Source organism: Mucilaginibacter sp. OAE612, from assembly GCF_041806395.1.
Lineage (GTDB): Bacteria > Bacteroidota > Bacteroidia > Sphingobacteriales > Sphingobacteriaceae > Mucilaginibacter > Mucilaginibacter rubeus.
Genome location: NZ_JBGMUW010000001.1, coordinates 3,364,055 through 3,386,360 on the forward strand (window position 1 = coordinate 3,364,055; position 22,306 = coordinate 3,386,360).

18 protein-coding genes are annotated in these 22,306 nt (G+C 43.0%); 12 read left to right on the top strand and 6 right to left on the bottom strand.

What is annotated here, in order from left to right:
• Positions 1 to 44 precede the first annotated feature (44 nt).
• The 6 genes from ABID99_RS13895 (at position 45) to ABID99_RS13920 (ending at position 7,267) form a co-directional block, all read left to right on the top strand.
• Positions 45 to 1,733, top strand: a complete 1,689-nt coding sequence (locus ABID99_RS13895; RefSeq protein ID WP_373614076.1) for a hypothetical protein — start codon at positions 45 to 47, stop codon at positions 1,731 to 1,733.
• Complete coding sequence (locus ABID99_RS13900; protein WP_091167888.1) at positions 1,726 to 2,745, top strand: glycosyltransferase; 1,020 nt, start codon at positions 1,726 to 1,728, stop codon at positions 2,743 to 2,745. The genes ABID99_RS13895 and ABID99_RS13900 overlap by 8 nt, the downstream gene beginning before the upstream one ends.
• Entirely contained in the window at positions 2,735 to 3,937 is a 1,203-nt protein-coding gene (locus tag ABID99_RS13905) for a glycosyltransferase family 4 protein (RefSeq protein WP_373614078.1), read from the top strand. The genes ABID99_RS13900 and ABID99_RS13905 overlap by 11 nt, the downstream gene beginning before the upstream one ends.
• Positions 3,876 to 5,000: a DUF1972 domain-containing protein gene (locus ABID99_RS13910; protein WP_373614079.1), complete on the top strand. Its 1,125-nt coding sequence runs from the start codon at positions 3,876 to 3,878 to the stop codon at positions 4,998 to 5,000. Before ABID99_RS13905 ends, ABID99_RS13910 begins: the two co-directional genes overlap by 62 nt.
• A complete protein-coding gene (locus tag ABID99_RS13915) occupies positions 4,978 to 6,243 on the top strand; it encodes an O-antigen ligase family protein (protein WP_373614080.1) in 1,266 nt (421 codons plus the stop codon). Before ABID99_RS13910 ends, ABID99_RS13915 begins: the two co-directional genes overlap by 23 nt.
• Positions 6,244 to 6,304: 61 nt before the next feature.
• Complete coding sequence (locus ABID99_RS13920) at positions 6,305 to 7,267, top strand: nucleotidyltransferase domain-containing protein (RefSeq protein WP_373614081.1); 963 nt, start codon at positions 6,305 to 6,307, stop codon at positions 7,265 to 7,267.
• 629 nt (positions 7,268 to 7,896) lie between these two features.
• On the opposite strand, the gene ABID99_RS13925 is transcribed toward ABID99_RS13920, so the two are convergent.
• The 4 genes from ABID99_RS13925 to ABID99_RS13940 form a co-directional block, all read right to left on the bottom strand.
• Complete coding sequence (locus ABID99_RS13925; protein ID WP_373614082.1) at positions 7,897 to 8,769, bottom strand: class I SAM-dependent methyltransferase; 873 nt, start codon at positions 8,767 to 8,769, stop codon at positions 7,897 to 7,899.
• Entirely contained in the window at positions 8,766 to 10,229 is a 1,464-nt protein-coding gene (locus tag ABID99_RS13930; protein WP_373614083.1) for a radical SAM protein, read from the bottom strand. Before ABID99_RS13930 ends, ABID99_RS13925 begins: the two co-directional genes overlap by 4 nt.
• A gap of 93 nt (positions 10,230 to 10,322) precedes the next feature.
• The gene (locus ABID99_RS13935; protein ID WP_373614084.1) at positions 10,323 to 11,375 is read right to left on the bottom strand and encodes a radical SAM protein; all 1,053 of its coding nucleotides are present in this window, start codon (positions 11,373 to 11,375) and stop codon (positions 10,323 to 10,325) included.
• Between the two features lie 3 nt (positions 11,376 to 11,378).
• On the bottom strand, positions 11,379 to 12,881 hold the full coding sequence (locus ABID99_RS13940) for a radical SAM protein (RefSeq protein WP_373614085.1): 1,503 nt from the start codon (positions 12,879 to 12,881) through the stop codon (positions 11,379 to 11,381).
• 311 nt (positions 12,882 to 13,192) lie between these two features.
• Here ABID99_RS13940 and ABID99_RS13945 point away from each other — a divergent pair, with 311 nt between their 5' ends.
• From ABID99_RS13945 to ABID99_RS13955, 3 genes are all read left to right on the top strand, one after another.
• On the top strand, positions 13,193 to 13,945 hold the full coding sequence (locus ABID99_RS13945; RefSeq protein ID WP_373614086.1) for a class I SAM-dependent methyltransferase: 753 nt from the start codon (positions 13,193 to 13,195) through the stop codon (positions 13,943 to 13,945).
• Positions 13,932 to 15,089: an amidohydrolase family protein gene (locus ABID99_RS13950; RefSeq protein ID WP_090524910.1), complete on the top strand. Its 1,158-nt coding sequence runs from the start codon at positions 13,932 to 13,934 to the stop codon at positions 15,087 to 15,089. Before ABID99_RS13945 ends, ABID99_RS13950 begins: the two co-directional genes overlap by 14 nt.
• A 145-nt stretch (positions 15,090 to 15,234) precedes the next feature.
• Entirely contained in the window at positions 15,235 to 16,335 is a 1,101-nt protein-coding gene (locus ABID99_RS13955) for a glycosyltransferase family 4 protein (protein ID WP_373614087.1), read from the top strand.
• Between the two features lie 36 nt (positions 16,336 to 16,371).
• Here ABID99_RS13955 and ABID99_RS13960 read toward each other — a convergent pair whose 3' ends face one another.
• Positions 16,372 to 17,430 carry a glycosyltransferase gene (locus ABID99_RS13960; protein ID WP_373614088.1) on the bottom strand — a complete coding sequence of 353 codons (1,059 nt, stop codon included), beginning with the start codon at positions 17,428 to 17,430 and terminating at the stop codon, positions 16,372 to 16,374.
• The gene (locus ABID99_RS13965; RefSeq protein ID WP_373614089.1) at positions 17,423 to 19,117 is read right to left on the bottom strand and encodes an ATP-binding cassette domain-containing protein; all 1,695 of its coding nucleotides are present in this window, start codon (positions 19,115 to 19,117) and stop codon (positions 17,423 to 17,425) included. Before ABID99_RS13965 ends, ABID99_RS13960 begins: the two co-directional genes overlap by 8 nt.
• Before the next feature lie 183 nt (positions 19,118 to 19,300).
• Here ABID99_RS13965 and ABID99_RS13970 point away from each other — a divergent pair, with 183 nt between their 5' ends.
• The 3 genes from ABID99_RS13970 to ABID99_RS13980 all read left to right on the top strand — a co-directional run bounded on the left by ABID99_RS13970 (position 19,301) and on the right by ABID99_RS13980 (position 22,176).
• On the top strand, positions 19,301 to 20,692 hold the full coding sequence (locus ABID99_RS13970; protein ID WP_373614090.1) for a sensor histidine kinase: 1,392 nt from the start codon (positions 19,301 to 19,303) through the stop codon (positions 20,690 to 20,692).
• A 63-nt stretch (positions 20,693 to 20,755) separates the two neighbouring features.
• Positions 20,756 to 21,133 carry a response regulator gene (locus ABID99_RS13975; RefSeq protein WP_090524899.1) on the top strand — a complete coding sequence of 126 codons (378 nt, stop codon included), beginning with the start codon at positions 20,756 to 20,758 and terminating at the stop codon, positions 21,131 to 21,133.
• Entirely contained in the window at positions 21,133 to 22,176 is a 1,044-nt protein-coding gene (locus ABID99_RS13980; RefSeq protein ID WP_175489916.1) for an adenylate/guanylate cyclase domain-containing response regulator, read from the top strand. The genes ABID99_RS13975 and ABID99_RS13980 overlap by 1 nt, the downstream gene beginning before the upstream one ends.
• Positions 22,177 to 22,306: the final 130 nt, after the last annotated feature.

Sequence of the window (22,306 nt, forward strand, 5' to 3'; positions counted from 1 at the left end):
GCCGGCAAAACCGGGAAATGAACATCAATAAATACAAGGGAATAATGACAATCAGTTTGCCGGGTTTTGATATTAAGAGGTGGAAAACTTATGCCGATTGGCGGCTGCTGATCTTCCTGCTGCTGTTTATCAATGTGCGGATCCCGTTTAAGATAGTAGCGTTGCTTTTTGTTTACATAAGCCAGTTTAACTTTCAATTTGGCTTTAAGCTGCGCAATTCAAGGATCCCGTTATTCTATCTGCTGGTTTTCCCTATAGCTATTGCCGCAGCAGTCATCAACCAAAATTTTTCCAACCTGCATTATATACCTGTTTTTGGCTGGGCTTTGATATGCTGGGCGCTGGCCCTGCTGGCCGTACACCAGGTTAAGCTGATGGTTGATAAAACAGATGCCGAAACCATTTACCGTACACTGATCATTTTTTTTATCATAAACGCAGCTTTCTCGGCGGGTAACCTAATGCATATTATGTGGATCACTAAAAGCATTAACCCCTATGCTTTTATGGGAATGCATCAGCGCTATTATATCAATACCGGCGATGATGTAATGGGCATAAGCTTTGACATTTCATCAACCAATGCCGTTATCTGCGCTTTCGGTGTGTTTTACTTCATTTATAAGAATAATTTGCCCATGATGATCGTGTGCATGAGCACGCTGGCACTTACCTACAGTAACCTAATCAGCATTTTGGTACTGCAACTCCTCGCTTTCATTTTTGTTTATAAAACCACGCGCAATCAAAAAAGCATGATAGTAGTGGCATTGCTGCTTTATGTGATCTCCCTCGTCAAAATATCGCCGCAAAATGAAAAGTATATTAACGAAGTGACTAAAAGTACGCTGCGGGAAAATCGTATTGAAAAACAGGGCCATGCAGCAGGGCAGGCAACAACTGCCAATCCCGGAGGGCGATTCATAACCAGGGATGAACAAAGAAGAAAATTTGCACAAAACTATCTGGACAGCCTGAGCAGGATAAAGGCCCAACAGGAAAAACCAAGCGCACTTGACAAAAAGATCAAAAGCTTGCCGCTTACCGATGACGGCAGGCTATACATCCCGGGGCCAAACACACACTTTGCGGAATTTTATAACACCGGCGAAATGACTCCCGACAGGCAACAGCTTATCGACTGTATCGCTGCTCACAGGGCCCAGCTACCACTTTGCCAGCTTGAGCCCTTCAATCCTGCATTGCCTGGAAAGATTACCGGTGCAATACAAACCTTTAATTATCTTATCAGTCATCCTTTACAAAGTATAGTGGGTTTAGCTCCCGGAAATTTTTCATCCAAAATAGCTTTCAGGGCGGTTGGTGCCGGTATAAGGGGCAATTATCCCCAAAAATACATCTATATCAACCCGGCATTTATGCACAATCATTTAGACCTGTACCTGAGCTTTTTCAGCAAGGATGCTGGTTTCCGTTCGGTACGCAATAACCCCTACTCCACTTACGATCAAATGCTTAGTGAATACGGTATCCTCGGATTGCTTGCCCTGCTTATATTTTACATTGGCTTTTTTGCACGGCATTATAAAACGCTTAGTTATGGTTTGCCCATACTAATGATGGTAACGGGCATATTTTTTCTTGATTACTGGCTCGAGCAGCTCTCGGTACTGGTAATTTTTGAATTGATGTTACTCCTCAATATAAAAGAAACTACTACACCCCATTTGAAAACAAAAACTACAGTGCAGGAGGAACTTGCGTATGCATAGCCCTCAAATTACTGTTTTAATGCCTGCTTATAATGCCGGTAAATATATTCGCGAAGCCATTACATCAGTACTTGAACAATCGTTTGCTGATTTTGAATTGCTGATTGTAAATGATGGCTCAACTGATGACACGGCAGATATTATTAACTCATTTAACGATGAGCGTATAGTGGTTTTGGGCCAGGAAAACAAAGGTGTAGCTGCGGCCCTCAATAAGGGTTTACGCCACGCGCGGGCGCCTTATATAGCCCGTTTCGATGCCGACGATGTATGTTATCCTTACCGCCTGCAGGTGCAGTATGATTTCATCACATCTCATCCCTATTATAGTATTATTGGTTCGGGAGTTGACTATACCGATGTTAACGGCGATCTGATATTTACCTGGCAACCTGACGCCCTGAGCCATAACCAGATAAGGCAGCTCAGTTACAGGATTTGTCCCTTCATTCACTCCAGTGTATTTTATAAGCGTGATACCGTTTTAAATGCCGGTGGCTACAATGAGCTGGCCTACACTTTTGAAGATCATTTTTTGTGGGCAGGTATCCTTAAACACGAAAAAGCTTTTAACCTTAATCAACCGCTCATTAAGGTGAGGCTCAATGCCGAATCTGTTACCATTGATGAAAAATGGCGTACAGGTAAATTTAGGCAGATCAAGTACAATGCCCTGCGCAAGGGGAGCATTACTGAAGCCGAAGGAAGGCAGTTGTCTGAGATCGGCATTAAACAGTTATCTCCACGCATCAAAAAAGGAGCTTATTATGCCCTGCTCGGCAAAAAATACCTGTGGAATAATTATCAGCCGGAAAAGGCAAGGGAAAACCTGCTGAAAACACTTTCTATCAGCCCGCTGCATCTCAAAAATTATTTTTTGCTGCTGATGTCATTTCTGCCCGAGCGTATGCTGATGAGTTTATATCAATTAGGTAAACGCAATTTCCGTTTAGCCGAAGCCGAGCTGCCAACCGCTGTTTTAAATCAAAACGAATTGAATTATGGCAGCTAAAAAGATAAAACTGTTTGTTGATGCCCACTCCTTTGACAAAGAATTTCAAGGAGCGCAAACTTTTATACGCGAATTATACAACCATCTGCTGGCCGAACGCCCGGACATAGATATTTACATCGGCGCCCACGATACCGATAATATCCGCAGATTGTTCCCGCTGCTCGCGCCGCAAAACATATTACCTTATAAAAACAGGGGAATCAACATCCTGCGCCTTGTATTTGATATACCGGCCTACATCAAAAAATACAGGTTTGATTTTGCACATTTTCAATACCTCAGCCCTAAAAAAATGGCGGGCTGCAGGTACATAGTAACCATGCACGATATGCTGTTTAACGATTTCAGGACAGATTTCCCCATCCTGTTCAGCTTAACGCGCAATTACCTTTTTGGCCGCAGCATTAAAAATGCAGATATCAAAACCACTGTATCCGACTATTCAAAAGACAGGATCTGTGATTATTACCAGATTCCCGCTGACGAGGTGCATATTATCCAAAACGGGGTAAATAACTCATTGCTGCAATACCAGTCATCAAAACCAGAGGCAGAAGATTGGATAGCAGAAAAATTCGGCATAAGAAATTTCATCCTGTACACCAGCCGCATTGAACCCCGCAAAAACCACCTTTTGTTACTGCAAAAATATTTGAAACTGAAGCTGTACGAAAAAGGCATCGGCTTGGTGTTCATTGGTAAAGCATCCATAAAAACACCGGGCTTAGCCAGGCTCATCAAGAGCCTTACACCTGAGCAAGAGCGGTTTTTCAGGTGGATACCGCAGGCAGAACAGGCCGATCTGGCGGCCTTTTACCGGGCCTGCAGGCTGTTTGTATATCCCTCAAAAGCCGAAGGCTTTGGGATCCCGCCGCTTGAAGCAGCCATTTGTGGTGCACCTGTATTATGCTCGGCAGAAACGGCTATGAAAAATTTCTACTTTTTTGAACCATATACTTTTAACCCGGCCAATCATGCGGATTTTGAGCAAAAGCTATTACTTGCCGCACAGCAACCACCCGGAGATGCCTTCACCAGCCAGGTAGCGCGGCATGTTGAACAGCAATACCACTGGCAAAAAAGCAGCACCATATTTTACAACTTGTTACAAGCAAATTTTCATTGTCATGAAACTAAAAATAGCGATCTTAGGCACGAGGGGCATCCCGAACTACTATGGCGGGTTTGAGCATATTTCCGAATATGTATCGGCCGGCTTGGTAAAAAAAGGACATTCAGTTACCGTTTATAACTCGCACAACCACCCTTATGAAGCCGATACCTGGAACGGCGTTAACATTGTACATTGTTACGATCCGGAGTATCTGATAGGCACTGCCGGGCAGTTTGCCTATGATTTTAACTGCCTTATGGATGCCCGTAAACGTAAGTTTGATGTGGTACTGCTTATGGGCTACACCAGCAGCTCGGTTTGGGGGCACCTTTACCCGCCCAACAGCGTTATCATTACCAATATGGATGGATTGGAATGGAAACGCTCCAAATACTCAAAACCGGTACAACAATTTTTGAAATACGCGGAAAAGCTGGCCGTGAAACATAGCCAGTATTATATTTCCGACTCAAGGGTAATCAGGTCATACCTTAAGGATAAGTACGAGGTCGACAGCCGGTATATCCCCTATGGTGCCGATCTGTTTTCAGACCAGGAACGTGAGCAGTTTGATAAAAGCGAGGTGCTTAAAGAAGATTATTTTTTGCTGATGGCCCGCATGGAGCCCGAAAACAACATCGAAACTATTTTAGAAGGCTTTAACAACAGTTCATCAAAAAAAAGCTTTATGGTTTTGGGCGATACCAGTAACCGCTTTGGCAAATTCATAACCCACAGGTTTAAAAACGATGACCGCATCCAGTTTAAGGGCGCCAATTTTGACAATTCGGTTGTGCGCGCGCTACAGAACAACAGCTACCTGTATTTCCACGGGCACAGCGTGGGCGGTACTAATCCGTCGCTGCTTGAAGCCATGGCCAGCGAAGCCCTGATTGCCGCCCATAATAACCCTTTCAATAAATCGGTACTCAATTCAGATGCTTTTTATTTTGATAATGCTAACGAGGTACGCCATTTGGTTGAGAATGTACAGCGCAAGGATACCGAACGCGAAATGGTAAAAAACAACCTTCATAAGATACAATACCAGTTTAACTGGGAGGTAGTGATCAACGATTACGAAGACTTTATACTGGAATGCTATCAGCAACAACATGGAAAAGTTATTAAGGCCTGATGATACGCTAAACAACAGGATAAGCTATTACCTGCTGATGCTGTTATTGCTGAGCCTGCCCTTCAACCTGTTTTACAGCCACCTGTTTTTAATAGGCCTGGCCCTGCATACTATTATCCAAATTCACAAAACAACTATAAAGCCGCTATTAACAAGGGCTAACTTTGCTTTGGCTGCTGTTTTTTTTGTAACGCTTTTGAGCATTATTTACACCACCAATAAACCCCAGGCTTTTACAGAGTTAGGCAGGCAGGTTACTATTTTGCTTATCCCGTTAATCTTTTGTTTTAACCCGCTCGATTTAAAAAAATACCGGCATAATTTTTTATTCGTATTTTCATTAGGCTGTACCATTACTATCACTTATCTTTTTATACAGGCGCTTTTTACCATAAAATATTATCATCTGCCTTTAAAAGCATTAGCTTCTTCTGCGTTCACAAACCACAACTTTTCGGAACCGCTGGAAATCCATGCTACATTTTTTTCCATGCAGATAGCCATAGCACTGGTTTATCTGCTGTATGTTTTAGTAACGGAAACAGTAAAGACCCGCAAATTTTTCTGGCTCATTTGCAGTGGTATTTTAGCTATGGGAATTCTGCAGCTTAGTTCAAAATCGATATTTATAGCTTTGCTGCTTATTATAAATATCGCGCTGCCCTGGTTCATATTAAAAGGGCGAAGCCGCTTCAGGTTTATGACCATTAGCACAGCATTATTTATAGTGGTGATGGCAGGCATTTATACCCGGGATACTTTTAAAGAACGTTATGTAACCGAGCTAAAAAAAGACTTGAGCCCATCAACCGACGCCGAACTCACCGATCCGCGATTAGCGCGCTGGAGCGTGGCCATTAGCGTGGGAGCACAATCACCTGTTATAGGTCATGGCGCAGGCACCGAAATTGGTTTGCTCAAAGACCCATTTTTTGACCACCAATTTTACCGGTCATACCTGGCCGGGTTAAATGCACATAATCAGTTTATCAGCTTTTTTATTAAATCGGGAATCGTAGGGTTATTGGTTTACCTGTGTGTGCTGGCATTTGGCATCAGGGCAGCCGTTGCAAAACGCGACTTAATGCTCATGGCTTTTATGGTTATTATAACCGCCGTTTCCTTTTCCGAAAACTACTTAGATGTGGATAAAGGCATCTTTTTTTACAGTGTATTTTTCTCATTACTAATGTCTTCTGCAAGCTCAGAAACAACGGGAACCCACGTTAAAAATATTGTGTAATTAGTTTATTCACAGGCAACCAAAGCTGCAAGGGGTACGTCATCATTATATATACACAGACGTGAAAAGTACAGTCATCTTAGTTGAACAAAACAATAAACGATTGTTAAATACCAGGAATAATATTTTAGCTACCCTTGCCTATTTTGACATGTGGGACTACCCGTTAACCTACGGCGAGATATTCCTGTTTTTGGAAAACAAGTATGGCCGGCATGATTTCACTGAAGCGCTTGATCAACTTATCGTCAATAAACTGGTATTTCATTTTGACAGGTTTTATTCGCTCAAAAACGATTATATGATAGCGGTGAGGCGTAATAAAGGAAACAAAAAAGCAGCCGGGCTAATTAATAAAGCTAAAGAAGTAGGCGCCTTCCTGATCCGGTTTCCTTACGTTCGCGGTATTGGCATTTCAGGTTCTTTGTCTAAGAACTTCGCCGATGACAATTCGGACATTGATTTTTTTATCATTACCGAACGCAATAGGCTCTGGCTTGCACGTACGTTTATGCATATGTTCAAAAAACTTACCTTTTTGGTTGGTAAACAGCACAACTACTGCATGAACTACTATATTGATGAGGCCCAACTGCAGATAGTTGAAAAGAACATTTATACAGCAATTGAAGTAGCAACTATTATCCCATTAGAGGGTGACCTTACCTTTGAAAGCTTTTATAAATCTAATGCCTGGACCTCCGGTTTCCTGCCTAACAAATGTATGCGCCTCGCTACTGCTAAACCATTAAAAAAGCGGTGGTATAAAACATTTGCAGAAAGCCTGTTCAATAATCCATTCGGCGATTGGCTGGATAATGTATTGATGAAAATCACCTCCGGGCGATGGAACAAGAAAACTGAAATGAAGAAATTGAATATGCGGGGTACGGTAATGAGCATGGCCGCAAGCAAACATTTTGCCAAGCCCTCTCCCGAGAACTTTCAAATTAAACTGATAGAAAAATACCGGATTAAAGTTTCCATGCTGTTACAGCAATTTGAAGAGCGGATGGCGCAATAAAACTCCTCCTTATCGTCATACCGAAATTATTTCGGCCCTAAAATGCTAAGTCTAAACCCTGTATACAATACCTGTTCTATGGGTTCCTGAAACAAGTCACTTTTGGCATAATTTAAAACAGCTGTCATGCTGAGTGATTTAAATCCGGTGGCCTCTGAAGGTAAAATGACATCTGCGTTCACGTCATTGCTGTAAGGAATGAAGCAATCCCCGACAGGCTGGTAACGGGCTTCATTAGTATTTGACTTACATCGTCGCGCTCTTGCCGCGCGGGGCCAGTTACTTTTGTCGCCACAAAAGTAACCAAAAAGGCTTGCAGCAGAGAGGCTTCTTTGCGCACAACCTGGCCCCATAGCCATCGGCGCGGCCTTCACCCTGCAAAACGAACAGAACCACGGGCTGCAATTATTTTGCCCCGATTCGCACGCAATGCCTCCGCTTCTGCAAAAACTTGCTATGCCCCTGCAGCCGCACCGCCCAGCATCGTTCTGCTCGTTTTCACCCGAAGCTGATCTGCTGCGAAAAAACACATTTTTTATCTTGTCATGGGTAGCTTGTCGAAGCATAGTGGGTAGGGCCTCTGCGCGCGACCCTTCGACAAGCTCAGGGTGACCACTATCTTTTTGTCATTAGCCCTTCACAGTCCGCTGGATTCCAAAACTCAGCATGACGTTCTCAATTACATTTTCCTCAGCGAAATAATATAATAATCGCCCCACGTACTTAAACGGCCAGGTTGCCTTCAGCCTATTCTCCCAACGGGCAAGTGTTTTATAGGCGCGCGGATGTTTTTCAGCAAAGCCTTCAATATATGATGGCGGCACTATGGTACACAAGCCCTCAACATCCAATACTTTAAAGTCGGATTTTAAACGTTTTTTAATGTAGGATGGGTTGTAATAGAAGCAATCAAAGTATACACCTTCAACATGCGCCTTGCGGCCATTACTGCTAAAAAACCGGCGAAAAGCAGTTTTAAATTTCCCTTTAAATACCAGCAAAGTTTCCCAAAGGCAGAATTTGGGCAGCACCACCAGGGTCACCGTGCCGCCGGGGTTTAGCAGCCCGGCAAATGAGTTCAATACTTTATCCAGCTCGCCGGTACAATTGAGGCCTGCAAAGTTGGAAAAGATCAGATCATAAGGACCTTTGTTGTTTAGCTGTTCAAGCTGCGTATATGAACAAAGCTCATTGCTTACCGCATGCTGCATATCATACTTTACCACTTTTTCGCGGAGTTGCTGCTGCATCCCTTTTGAAATATCGGTAGCATGTACTTTAAATCCTTTTTGTGCAAAAAACAGTGCATCTTCACCGGTACCACTATTCAGTTCAAGGATGTTGCTTCCAGGCTTCAGGTATTGCAGGATATGATCACGTACACGTTTGCGCTTGTACGCAATTATCGTGTCGCCTGAGTACAGCTCATCAAAAACTACCGACTGGTTGCTAAATGCAGCCTCGGCAAATTGTTCGTTTATAGGTGATGTGGTGCCGGTCATATCGCCTTTTCAAATTTTTCCAGCTTCAGCTTTTCAAGATAGGTAAGCGGCGCATAATAAAACACCGATAACGCTTTCCTGATATTTTTTACCGAGCTCCCAAACGGATCTTTCAGCAGTTTTTGGAAGCTGTTTTTAGCCAGGTGCTTGTGATAGTTGCGGTGGACGTATTTATGCAATTGCTTGTAGTAAAAAGGCGGATAGGTGTTTTTAAACATCAGCGCCATCTCGTCGGAGTCTGTCCAGTTGGTTTTCTTTTTCAACTCGGTTTTAACGCGCTCGTAAAAACCGGTACCCGGCAACGGATAGGATACCGAAATACCAATCTCAAATGGCAGCAACCGGTTAATCATATCTATGGTAAGCGTAATATCATCCCGCGTTTCTTCGGGGTAGCCAAACTGGATAAAGAACGATGGCTTAATGCCATGCGCTTTCATGAGGTGCGTAGCCGTATGGATCTGATCGATAGTGATACCCTTATCCATGGCGTCCAGTACCTTCTGCGATCCGCTTTCGGCCCCTATCCACACGTTTTCACAACCGGCGGCGGCCAGGGCTGCTACAGCTTCTTCCTCTGCCAATAAATCGGCCCGCGACTGGATCTTGAAACGGACCTTAATTCCCTCCTGTGCCAGCAGTTTGGCAAATTCCTGCACCCAGCCGGGTTTCAACCCAAAAATATCATCACAAAACCAGATATGATCCATCTGGCACCGCTCCTTAAGCATTTTAAGCTCATTAACAATATACTGCGGACTGTGAGAATTATATCGGTTGCCATAAATAGGCTTGGCACACCAGTTACACTTGAACGGACAACCGCGGGTAGTTACCACATTAATTGAAAAACAACCCGCATTCTTCATCCACATATCCCGGTAGGTATCCATATTCACCAAATCCCAGGCGGGCATGGGCAAACTATCCAGTTCCTTCATTACCGCGCGGCCGGGTGTTTTAATAATCTCGCTGCCGTTCGTGTAAGCTAATCCTTTTATTTCAAAATGATCAGTATTCCCACTTCGGATATGTTTAGTTAGTTCCGCCAGCGTTTGTTCAGCTTCACCCAATATCACAAAATCGGCTCCCTCGGCAAGATACGCTGCATACCGGTCGGTTGAATCTGAGCTGGAAACGATAACTGTACAGCCGCGTTCCTTAGCCAGCTTGCACATTTTAAATGCAGCCTCGCGCATATTGGTGAGGCACATTTTGGTCAGGTAGTTGAACCCATCATCATAAACCACAAAAAAATCCGGTTTATTCAACTCAATAGCGGCTATCACCTCGTCAGGATTGCTCACAAACATGGTATCAAACAGACTTACCCGGTAACCCTGCTCCCGCATCAGCGCAGCAGCGTATATAGTACCCAGTGGCGCATAAGGTTGCCCTATGCCCCATTGCTTTGGGTCGAACCGTAAAAAGTAAGAATGTGTAAACAGTATATTGTTCATCGTGTTTTAGCCTGTTTCTAAATCCAGGGAAATTTCCTATACCCTCCCAGGGGAAGAAATCGCACATTTCCGCGCTTCATTGCTTTTTTATTATTAATCCAACCTCGCCAGTGGCGATAAATTAAGCGAACACACACATTTAACACAGGTAGGGTCATTAGCCATATCCAGTGTTTTGCGAAAATTGATCGCCTCTTTGCTGTTCAAAATATCATTTAATGAATTATCCCTGATGTTACCTATCGCCTCATGAAAAAAGCAAGGCCTTACCGCGCCATCAGCCTCAATCACTGCCGACACCCATGGTGCATTACACTTTTTAAACGGGAATGCATTATGGCCATAAAAGGCAGCATAATAACCATAAATATCCCGGATCTTAGCAGGGGATTCGGCAATGAACCTGTTGGCAAAATTATTTTTATTGGCAAGTACCTGGTTCACTATTTCCTGAAATTCAGCAAGTTCATTTTCACCGGGCAATATTTCATGTTGCCGAGGCTCTGCCCATGCTGTTTGGCGGTTAAAGGCATGGCTGCTAACATCAGCCGGTAAAAAACTTACCTGGTCTATCTCCATTTGCCTTGCCGCTTCAATAATAGCCTGCCAATTCCTGTAATTTAGGCGATGGATCACTGTACGGGCTGTAATGCGATATTGGGGTTCGAGAGATTTGATGTACTCCACTCCCTCCTTCAATTTATTAAATGCCCCTGGAACATTTCGGATGGCATCATGTAAAAGTTCATCACCATCTAAAGAAACAATCAAATCGTCAACCCATCTTAAAATATCGAACGCGTTTTTTTTGATAGACAAACCTGTCGACAGCAGCGTAACCTTGATCTTTTCAGCACGCAAAATCTCGCATAGCCTGAAAAAATTGGTATTCAGCAACGCTTCCCCGCCCGACATCAATACCTGCTTTGTACCAAACTTTCGTAAAGCGCCTAACAGATCAGTTATATCTGCTTCGGTAAGCTGCTTCAGGTTTTTATTATCCTTCCAGATATCGCACATTACGCAACGGCAGTTGCAGGCACTGTGCGGCATCAAAATCACGATGGGTAGCGCAGCGACGCGGTGCGTTTGCAATGTGCGGAGACGCTGAAAGGTATGATATAACGATTGGCCTGTCATCTGCATAAATTAAAATCCCTGTATTTCGGGTTGCCTGTAACGCCAAACCTTTTGTAGCAACTTTATTTCATAAGGATAATGGTACATGCTCGCCTTATAGCGCATGGTAGCTACCAGTTTAATGGCCATACGTTTAATCATATTGAGCCTGATATCCGTTACCGTTGGATACACCCCGTTCAGCACCGTTTCAAAATTCCTGATCTTATCGATCATTTCCGGTGTAAGCCATGGCGTGAGCGGATTTTTACGAAGATCAAAGGCTTCCCATGCCGGGCTTATCCAGTCCTCCAGTGTTTCGGGAAAACGGAAGCCGCTTTTCATTACCTGCTTAAACAATTCTGACCCTTCCGTAGGCACAGGACTGTAGGTATAAATCACGATCTCGGTTTTAGGGTTAACAGCCTTTACCTTTTTTATAAAGTCTATTTCAAAATCAATTTGCGACTGAACCTGTTCCTGGGTTGGCGCCGGAGTGCCTAATACAAAAGAATATTCGGGTATGATGTCAAACTTTTTAAGACGTTCGGCAAACTCAATGATCTGGTCGCCTGTTTGCGTTCCGCCCTTATCCATCTGTTCTAAAATGGCATTGTTACCACTTTCGGCTCCGAAAAAGATGATCTTACATCCTGATTCGCGGATTGCAGCGAGGGATGAATCTTTAAATTTCGACATGGTATCGATACGGGCCATACCCCACCAGGTCATGTTTTCGGGTTTGATTAAACGGGCAAACTCAACCGCGCGCTTTTCTGATACAAAAAAGTTGTTATCATGAAACTCAATGGCATCTGCACCCCATTTATCTTTAATATATTTTACATCCTTGTAAACATTCTGAGCTGATTTTGCCTTCCACCTTGCCTCATATATCGGCACTACAGCACAAAAGGAGCAGGTGAAGGGGCAGCCGATACTGGAGTGATAGGCCATTGTTTTTTCGCCCAGATAGGTTTTACCCAAAAACTTGGTAATGGGATAAAAAGTGTTCAGCTTATCATATGGTAAAGGCGGCAGATTATCCTGGTCTAAAAGGTCCTCCTTAGCGGTTTTGATAATCTTACCATCGGTTGCTTTATAGATGAGGTTGCGGATAAACTCATAAGGTTCGTTTTTCTCCAGGGCATCAATCAAGGCGGGGAAAGCGTGATCACCAGGCCCGTTGATAATAAAATCGACATAACCGGAATATAAAACCGCGTTAGGCTGATTTGATGGAAAATACCCGCCCCAGATCATTTTGGTATTGGGATATCTCTGCTTTATAGTTTTTGCCGCAGTAATAGCCTGCTTTAACTGCGGCCCGGGCATAACTGTAAACCCAAAGTATTTAAACTCGCCGGTGCTTAAATAGCTATCTATCTTAACCATCGGGTCATGCTCACAATTGCCGTCAACAATTACCCAGTCATATTTTCCATCAACCGAGGCCGCTATATTTAGTATCGAATTAGGTATGCGATACTTGTTATTTGCACTACGCGGGTTAAATAATAATATCTTGTTCATCTGTTAGTATCAATACTTTGCTTTCAATCCCCCCGGCAATGGGTTTATCTTTTAGTTTAAGCAACCTGTAAAGCACCCCTGCCATTACAAAGTCTGCACACAAAATAAAACCCACTGCCATACCCAATCACAAATGAGGGGGATTGCCCATTCAACAATTAATCTGAGCTTCTACACTATCACTTTCACACTAATTAAATACGCTCTGGCTTTCACACAGGTTGCCTGCCTTTATAAATAAAATAGCTGGCAACCATTATTATTTAACGGCCGTATTTGCTGATATAAGATGTTACTAATATCCCGTAATTGTGATCCCAACTGTAAAAAATTATATTAAGCAGCGCTTTTTCCCGCCCGATATCATAGAGAAAAACTCGGTGGATGCCTACGATATCTGGGCCGAGCATTATGATGCGCAGCCAGGTAACCTCATGCTCGATTTGGATGAAGTTTTGTTTCCCCGCCTGGTTACGGATACAGTTATCGCCGGTAAAAACGTGGCCGATATTGGCTGCGGTACCGGCAGGCATTGGGAAAAAATGTTTGCGCTAAATCCAGGGCGGTTAACAGGCTTTGACACATCTGCCGGGATGCTGTCCCGTTTACAGCAAAAGTTTCCATCGGCAAATATTTACCGCATTACCGACGACCTGTTCGGTGACATGTCATCGGGGAGTTTTGACACCATAGTTTCAACCCTTACCGTTGCGCACATCAAAAATATTGAAGTTGCCTTGCAGGCCTGGATGCGGATCCTAAAACCGACCGGCGACATCATCATTACCGATTTCCATCCGCAGACACTGGCAAATGGCGGCAAGCGGACATTTAAACATGGCAGCAGCTTTATAGCAGTCGAAAACTATGTGCACCCCGTAAATACTATTAAAGATGCGCTGCTGAACAATAGCTTTATACTGGTTGCCGAAGAAGAAATTAAAATAGATGAAACCATGAAGCATTATTACGCCAATAAAAACGCGCTTCATGTTTATGATAAGTATAAAGGCTTTCCCATTATTTACGGGCTGCACTTGAGGAGAACTGATGGTACTGAATAATGTGATGATACCGGGAAATGATGCCGTGGTAAGCATAAGTATAAGTGAGGGTAAAATAAAACAGGTTTCCCCTTCACATACTGATGACCGCGAACAGCTGACCTTTGTGGATGCCATTGCCTTTCCGGGCCTGATCAACTCGCATGACCATCTTGATTTCAATCTTTTTCCGCAGCTTGGCAATAAAACCTATGAAAGTTATACCGAATGGGGAAAACACATTCACCGCGTTTACGCTGATGAGATTGCATCTGTGCTAAAAATCCCTATTGCCCTGCGCGAGCGCTGGGGTGTTTATAAAAACCTGCTTTGCGGCATTACTACAGTAGTAAACCATGGCGAAAAAGCTACCATAAATGATCCTCTCATCACCATATTTGATAATTGCCAGAGCATCCATTCTGTCCGCTTTGAAAAAAACTGGAAAAAACGGCTCAATAACCCGCTTAAAATAAATAAACCGGCTGTGATCCATACAGGCGAGGGCACAAACGATATCGCCCATACCGAAATAGATGAACTAATTAAATGGAATATCCTTAAGCGTAAGCTCATCGGGATCCATGGAGTAGCTATGGATCCTCAACAAGCCAAACATTTCGAAGCCGTGGTTTGGTGCCCCGAATCAAACTATTTTCTGCTTAATAAAACAGCGGCCATTGATGAGCTAAAAAGCAAAACAACGATTTTATTTGGCACAGACAGCACACTTACCGGGCATTGGGACATCTGGCATCACATTCGCCTTGCGCGTAAAACCCAAATGCTTAATGATGATGAATTGTACAGCTCTCTTACTTCATCCCCTGCCCAAATCTGGAAACTAAATAGTGGCAGCATTATCAACGGATTTGATGCGGATATTATAATAGCTAAAGCAAAAGACAAAGCCGGTTTGCAGGCTTTTTATGATATAACACCCAATGATATTTTACTGGTGATGCATAAGGGCGTGATTTTGCTGTTTGATGAGTCGCTTTACCACCAGCTTACCGGTATCATTAACCAAAATTACAGCAAGGTTTTTACAGGCAATCATTTCAAATACGTGATGGGCGATATCCCTGGTTTGATAACCGAAATAAAACGATACAAGCCGGATGCCGTTTTTCCTATACCCTATCCAGCCCTGCCAGCAGCATGAATATCGTAAAAAAAATATGGTCAAAATCGAAACGCAAAGCGATTTATTTAAGCGGTGGTGGATGCCACGTTTTGGGCCTGGATAAAGACCTTGATACCGCTAAATAAAAATAGCGTTTGCTTTTGCCTCCATTGATGCTTTTTAAATGAGATACGTTTTTGCCAGTTATGTGTACACCAAAGAGTTTAACCAGCCACAGGCCTGGTTAAAGCGCATTAACATGTATACTGGCATATTAGATGCCCTTGCCAGAAGCAATGAGGTGATCAGCATTGAACAAATCAATTACGAAGGTGAACTGACACAAAATGGCGTTAACTATCATTTCAGAAGATACCCAAAAGCAGCGCTCAAATATTTTCCATGGGCTTTGCATTTGTATATTAAAAGCCTGAAACCCGACGTGGTAATAGTACATGGTTTGCTTTTCCCCTTGCAGGTTATCCAGCTACGGCTTATGCTTGGCCGCAAAGTAAAGGTCATTGTACAAAATCATGCTGAAAAACCTTTTACTGGTATAAAAAAAATACTTCAGCGGGCAGCCGACCGGTTGGTTAACGCCAACTTGTTTGCATCGCATGATATGGGGATGGAATGGATTGCCGCCGGCAACCTCAAATCGCCCGGTAAAATACATGAGGTAATGGAGGTTTCCTCTGTTTTTTATCCTATAAGCCGCCTGGAAGCCAACTCCCAAACGGGTGCAAAAGGCAAACCGGTGTTTTTATGGATAGGCCGCTTAAACGAAAATAAAGACCCGTTAAATGTAGTGAGAGCCTTTTTGAAATTCGCCGAAAGTTCGCCCGGGGCAAAGCTCTTTATGATCTACCATACCGAAGAGTTACTGCCGAAGATCAACGACTTATTAAACTCATCACCAAATATAGAAGCTATTGAATTAATTGGCGAAGTACCACACGCCGATTTATTATATTGGTACAACAGTGCCGATTTCATTCTCTCCGGCTCACATTATGAAGGCAGCGGCACTGCTATTTGCGAGGCGATGTCATGCGGATGTGTGCCGTTGGTTACAGATATCCTTTCGTTCAGGATGATCACTAACAACGGGGAATGCGGCGTATTGTATGAACCGGGAAATGAACCAGCATTGCTTGAAGTGCTCCTGCAAACTACACAAATGAATGTTGCAGAAAAGCGAAGACTATGCATTGAATATTATAAGCAAAACTTATCGTTTGAGGCTATTGCCGAGAGAATTGAGAGGATAGTGCAAAGTCTTTGAATGCTTGCTCTTGAAGTTACCAGTCGCAAATCCAATCTACTGTTCAAACATCTCCATCATCTTCCTTACATTATCCCTGATCTCATAAACCAATACATTTTTCTTCCCCGAATCCGGTTTATCCAAAACCCAACGGATAGTTTGCCCGGCTTCTTCCATATCATTTACAATATGCCAGTGGGTTATATTATTATCCATCGGTTTAACAAAACTCACTACTTCGGCTCCCGCATACAGGGCTTCAAGGCAAACGGCGCCGAAGCCTTCATATTCCGAAGGGTGAAATAACACCTTTGAACACTGCATCATTTTAAGCACTTCATGATGCGGTAGTTCGCCTGAAAGGGTTACGTTACTTTCAAGTTGCTTTGATTTAATCTGTTTTATTAACTTTTCCTTTTCAGGGCCGTCGCCGCATATCACCGTTTTTATATCCGGGTAATACTGCTTAAGTATGGCAACAGCTTCTATAAACAGGTGATACCGTTTCAAGGGAATAAGTGACCCTGCCCCTAAAATATCAATGTCTTTTCCGGCAGATAAATCACCAAATAATGAAATATCTATTCCCACAGGGATAACATTCAGTGGTTTCACCTGGTAGTTTTTAATGAACTCACGTACAATAAAATCCGACAGCGCTATCAGTTCCTCTCCTTTTGGCTTTATCCACTTAGCATATTTGTTCCCGCCTTTTGCATCCTGCCCCAGCATCCAGCAACGGTGCTTAATATTTTTTATCCGGGCAAAATAATGACCAACAAAGGCACATTCGCCAAGCCAAAAGCTTAGCAAGCCCATTATTTGGTATTGCTTGTTTAAAAGCCCTAAAGCTCGCCACACTTTTAGCCAGGTATTCAGCCTGAATAATTTACCACGGCTTCTTCCTCCAAAACTGATTACCCGTATACCATGCCAATCATATTCGGCAGCGAAAAAAGGATATTGAAAACTTAGCACAATGATATGCAGTTCCGGATTTTCGGCTTTTAATGCCCGTACAAAAACCTGTTGAGGCGGTAAACAGGTAGTATCGGCTTCGCTTTCGGGGAAACCTGGGCTCAGGATAAGCAATGCTTTTTTACGGTTATCCATTGGGCGAGATCACTTTATTACAGATAGCCAGGCTGGCCTTGTTATGGGTGATCAGGATGATCATTTTCCCCTGCCGGGCCAATTGCTGCAATTTGGTTAACAATTCATTTTCTGCATCCGTATCCATTTCGCTGAAAGGCTCATCTAAAATTAACAGATCGTGATTATGATAAAGCGCCCGGGCCAGCATGATCCTTTGGCGCTGACCGCCGCTGATGTTTTTGCCGTTTTCGGTAATAACCTTAGCTGTGCCTTCTGGGTACTCCGCAACCAGCTTATCTAAGCCGCAAAACTCCAGTACACTGGTCAGCTTTTGCTCATCGGCAGTTTTATCGTCAAGTACGATGTTCTTTAGGATAGTATCATATATAAGAAACGGTTGTTGTTTAACCAGGGAGATGTTTTTACGGTAAAGCCGGCGCATTGGCGCGGCAGCAATTTTATGGTTAATATAAATGCCCCCTTCGGTCGGCTCCAAAAAACCGGTTAACAGGTTAATGATAGTAGTTTTCCCCCTCCCAGAGTTCCCCGAAATGCCCATAATATCACCGGAGGTTATCTCAAAATAAAGCTCATCCAAAACAGTTTTGTCCGGATAACTGAAACTTACTTTTTCAAATTTCAACGACCAAATCTGTTCATCAACAACTTCATCAACCTGTGGTTTATTATTTTGTTCAACGATCAGATCGGCCAGGATAAATTCATAGGTCTTCATTTGCCCGCTGCTGTTCAGGATCTTTACAATACCGGGGATGATCTTATATGCTGCCGCCACAAAAATGCTAATGGTCAGAATACTAACCACCGGAGTATCGCCCGCTAATTTATTTACAGCGATGAGGATAAAAAACCCCAGAACGGCAAATACTTCCATTAACCGCGAAGGCAGGTTTTGCCAGGTTTGCTGTGAAGCTATATTTTGATTAAGCTGCTGTTGGCAGCTAAAAAACCGGCGACTAAAGAAATCATTTTTTTGATAAATATTGCTCTCCACGTAACCTGATAAGGATTCGTTTAAATGCTGAAGCGTTTTTTCGCTCACAGTTTTGATCTGTCCCCTGATAAATTTTAGCCTGGTTTTAATAAACCAACCCAAAGCCGCGACAGGCGGCAGCAGCATCACAAACAACAAAACAAACAAGACCGGGTGATAGAATATAATAGCCCCAATAGTAAAAAAGATCAATACAGTTTGAGATATTATTTGCTGAAAATTGGTAAGGATGTAATGACTAAATTCAATCGGCTGCTGGCTGATTCGCCGGGTGTGGATAGATGAATCAACGTGAATAAACTGATCAAAACCTGCATCAAGGTAATTCCTGATATTACGTTCGGACAGCCTTGACGCCACCTTGTAAAAAAAATGTTGTTGCGCATTTTGCGCAAAGAAACCGATACAGTTCTTTATCGCAAAAAGCACCAGAAAAATACCGATAAGCCACAATGATTTATTATTGGCAAAGCCGGCCGGTAAAAAACTATAATTATTTCCCGGCTCTCGCTGTGTATAAAAATTAACTATCAACAACAGCAAGCCTAAAAAAGCAACATCCAGCATGGCGATAACAATATCGACAACAATTAGCCTGATAAGTCTCCGTTTTTCAGATTGATTAAGGATGAGCAGGATGCTTTTTAAAATTTGCTTCAAGAGATGATAAAACAATAAAACCAGGTTCATCACTGGTTTTATTGTTAACTACGTTTTATACAGCTTTAAGGTTGCTTTATAAATGCGGGATAAAACGCTAAAGCAATCAAAATAGATTGTGTTACTCTTGATAAATTATGGGCATAGTTTAATAATCTCTATAAAATTGTTAAATTTCGGCTTCGCATTTATAAAAGAAGTAAAACAACCTTCATGAGTTTAGAACCTTTCCTTGCCGTATTTGTGATTACCCAATTCAGGAGGCACCTGAAGAATGATGGGCTGCTAACCAAGTGGAACAAATACCTTAACATAGGCTATTATATTGCTATCGCCATATTTGTGTTTGGTGTAAGTTTTGACCACGGCGAAAGGCTGACTATGATACTCTCCCATTTGTTTTTCTTAGGGGTTGTCATATCACCCTATTATATCGAAGACCTGAAATCGGGCAAACAACTTGCTTTTGCATTGATTCCTTATGCAATTGCCGGTTTAATAAAAGACTTATTGGAAAAATGGTTCCCCAATTTTTACGAAAACCACGATAACCTGATACAAAGCCTGGTAATGTTTTCGCTTATCTGGGCATTTTCGCTTTGGCTTATCAGTCGCAAACAAACCAAGGCCCTTGAAAATGAACGGAAACAACGTTTTGCCGAGCAGGAGCAGAACCGTATGATGGCCGCCATGAAGGTAAACCTTGAAAGCGAAGTTCGTGAGCGCACAGCCGAACTTACCCGCCAAACAGAAGAATTACAGCAGGCCCTGTCCGAGCTTAAGAGTACCCAGGCGCAGCTGATCCAATCGGAAAAAATGGCCTCACTGGGTGAGCTTACCGCCGGTATTGCACATGAAATTCAGAACCCGCTGAACTTTGTGAACAATTTTAGCGAAGTAAGTATCGAACTGCTTGAGGAGCTAAAGGACGAGGTACTTGATAAACTGCCCGACGACGTAAAGGAAGATGCCGGCGATATTATTAACGACATTACCCAAAACCTGAGTAAAATAAACCAGCACGGCAAGCGTGCTGATGCCATTGTTAAAGGCATGCTGCAGCATTCGCGTGCTACAACCGGTAAAAAGGAGCCCACAGATATCAATGCGCTTGCAGATGAATACCTCCGCCTGAGCTATCACGGTCTGCGTGCCAAGGATAAATCATTTAATGCAGGCATGAAAACCAGTTTTGATCCTGATCTGGGTAAAATAGAAGCTATTCCGCAGGATTTGGGCCGCGTACTGCTTAACCTGTTTAACAATTCGTTTTACTCGGTAACCGAAAAGAAACGGATTTTGGGAGAAGGGTACGAACCAACCGTAACAGTTAATACCAAAAAGGTAAAATCGCCATCGGGTGTTAATATGGTGCAAATTACGGTGGAAGATAATGGTACGGGCATCCCTCAAAAGGTTCTGGATAAAATTTACCAGCCCTTTTTTACCACCAAGCCTACCGGGCAGGGCACCGGGCTTGGTCTTTCCATGAGTTATGATATTATCACTAAAGGGCATGGTGGCGAACTTAAGGTTGAAACGGCCGAAGGCGAATTTGCGCGGTTTGTAATTTGCATCCCTGTTGGCAATGTTGCCCAAAGTTAAACGCGGGTAATTTTTGCGTTTAACCACTAATAAAACCACACAAAAATTTAACTTTGAAGTACTATGAAAATACTTGTTGTTGACGACGAGGCCGATGTTCAACCCTTGTTTTTACAACGTTTCCGGAAAGAGATCAAAAGCGGCGGGATAGAGTTCAACTTCGCACTATCAGGTGAAGAGGCCCTTCATTTTTTGGAAGACCACCACTCGCAGGTTATACTAATTTTATCTGATATCAATATGCCGGGTATGAGCGGACTTGAACTATTGCGCAACATCAGGCAGCATTACGAAAAACCACCGCCGGTAGTGATGATGATCACCGCTTACGGCGATGATGAAAACTATAAACAATCAATGGAACTTGGAGCCGACGACTTTTTAACCAAGCCGCTTGATTTTAGCAACTTAAAAGACAAACTTAAACACTTAGAACAATAATGGCCAAGATACTGGTAGTAGATGACGAGCAGGACCTGGAATTACTGATCAGGCAAAAATTCAGGAAAAAGATACGGGAAGGCGTGTATGAATTTGTATTTGCCCAAAATGGTTTTGAAGCATTAACTCAACTGGCCTCCCACCCCGATATTGATGTAGTTTTAAGCGACATCAATATGCCGGAAATGGATGGACTAACCCTGCTTACCAAACTGCCCGATGCTAATCCTATATTAAAAGCAGTGATGGTTTCTGCATATAGCGATATGGATAATATCCGCACGGCCATGAACCGCGGCGCATTTGATTTTGTTTGTAAGCCGGTAAACTTCGAAGATCTTGACATTACTATTGAGAAAACTTTACAACACGTTATCGAACTTAAGAAAACCATGCAGGCCATTAAGGAGAACAATATCCTGCGGATGTATGTGGATGAAAATGTACTTAACTTCATGACCCATAAGGAGTTTGAGAACAGCCTTTTGAGTAATGAAACTATCGAGGCAACTGTGCTATTTATTGATATCTGCGGCTTTACCGCCATAACCGAGCATGTTGCCGCCAATACGGTTGTAGGTATGATCAATAAGTACTTTGATGTAATGGTACAGGAGATCATTGCCCAAAACGGTCATATTGATAAGTTTATGGGTGATGCCGTAATGGCCGTTTTCCGCGGTGAATATCACCTTGACCGCGCTATTGACGCAGCCCTCGCTGTTCGCGATAAAATGCACGAGGCCGATGAAATCCAGGCGGGTGATAAAACTTTTAAGCCTTCTGTTTCTATCGGTATCAATTCGGGCGAGATGATCTCGGGTAATATCGGTTCGGCTACCTTAAAACGATTGGATTATACTGTAATAGGCGATGCGGTTAACCTGGCCCAGCGCCTCCAAACCGTGGCACAAGCCAACCAGATCATTGTAAGCGCCGATGTTTATGAGCAGGCAAAAGGCTCTTTCGCCCTTACTAAAATTGGCGAAGTAAGTTTGAAGAATAAATTAAAGCCGGTTGAGATTTACGAGGTGATTGATTAATAAAAATAACTACCGCGGGTTTAGCATAGTGTAACCCGTGTAGCATCATTGAAGTTTCCAACTTCATCCATCCCATCACTTAAACTATAGATAACGAACACATGGCAAGAATCGGCCGTTGTTGGTGTTC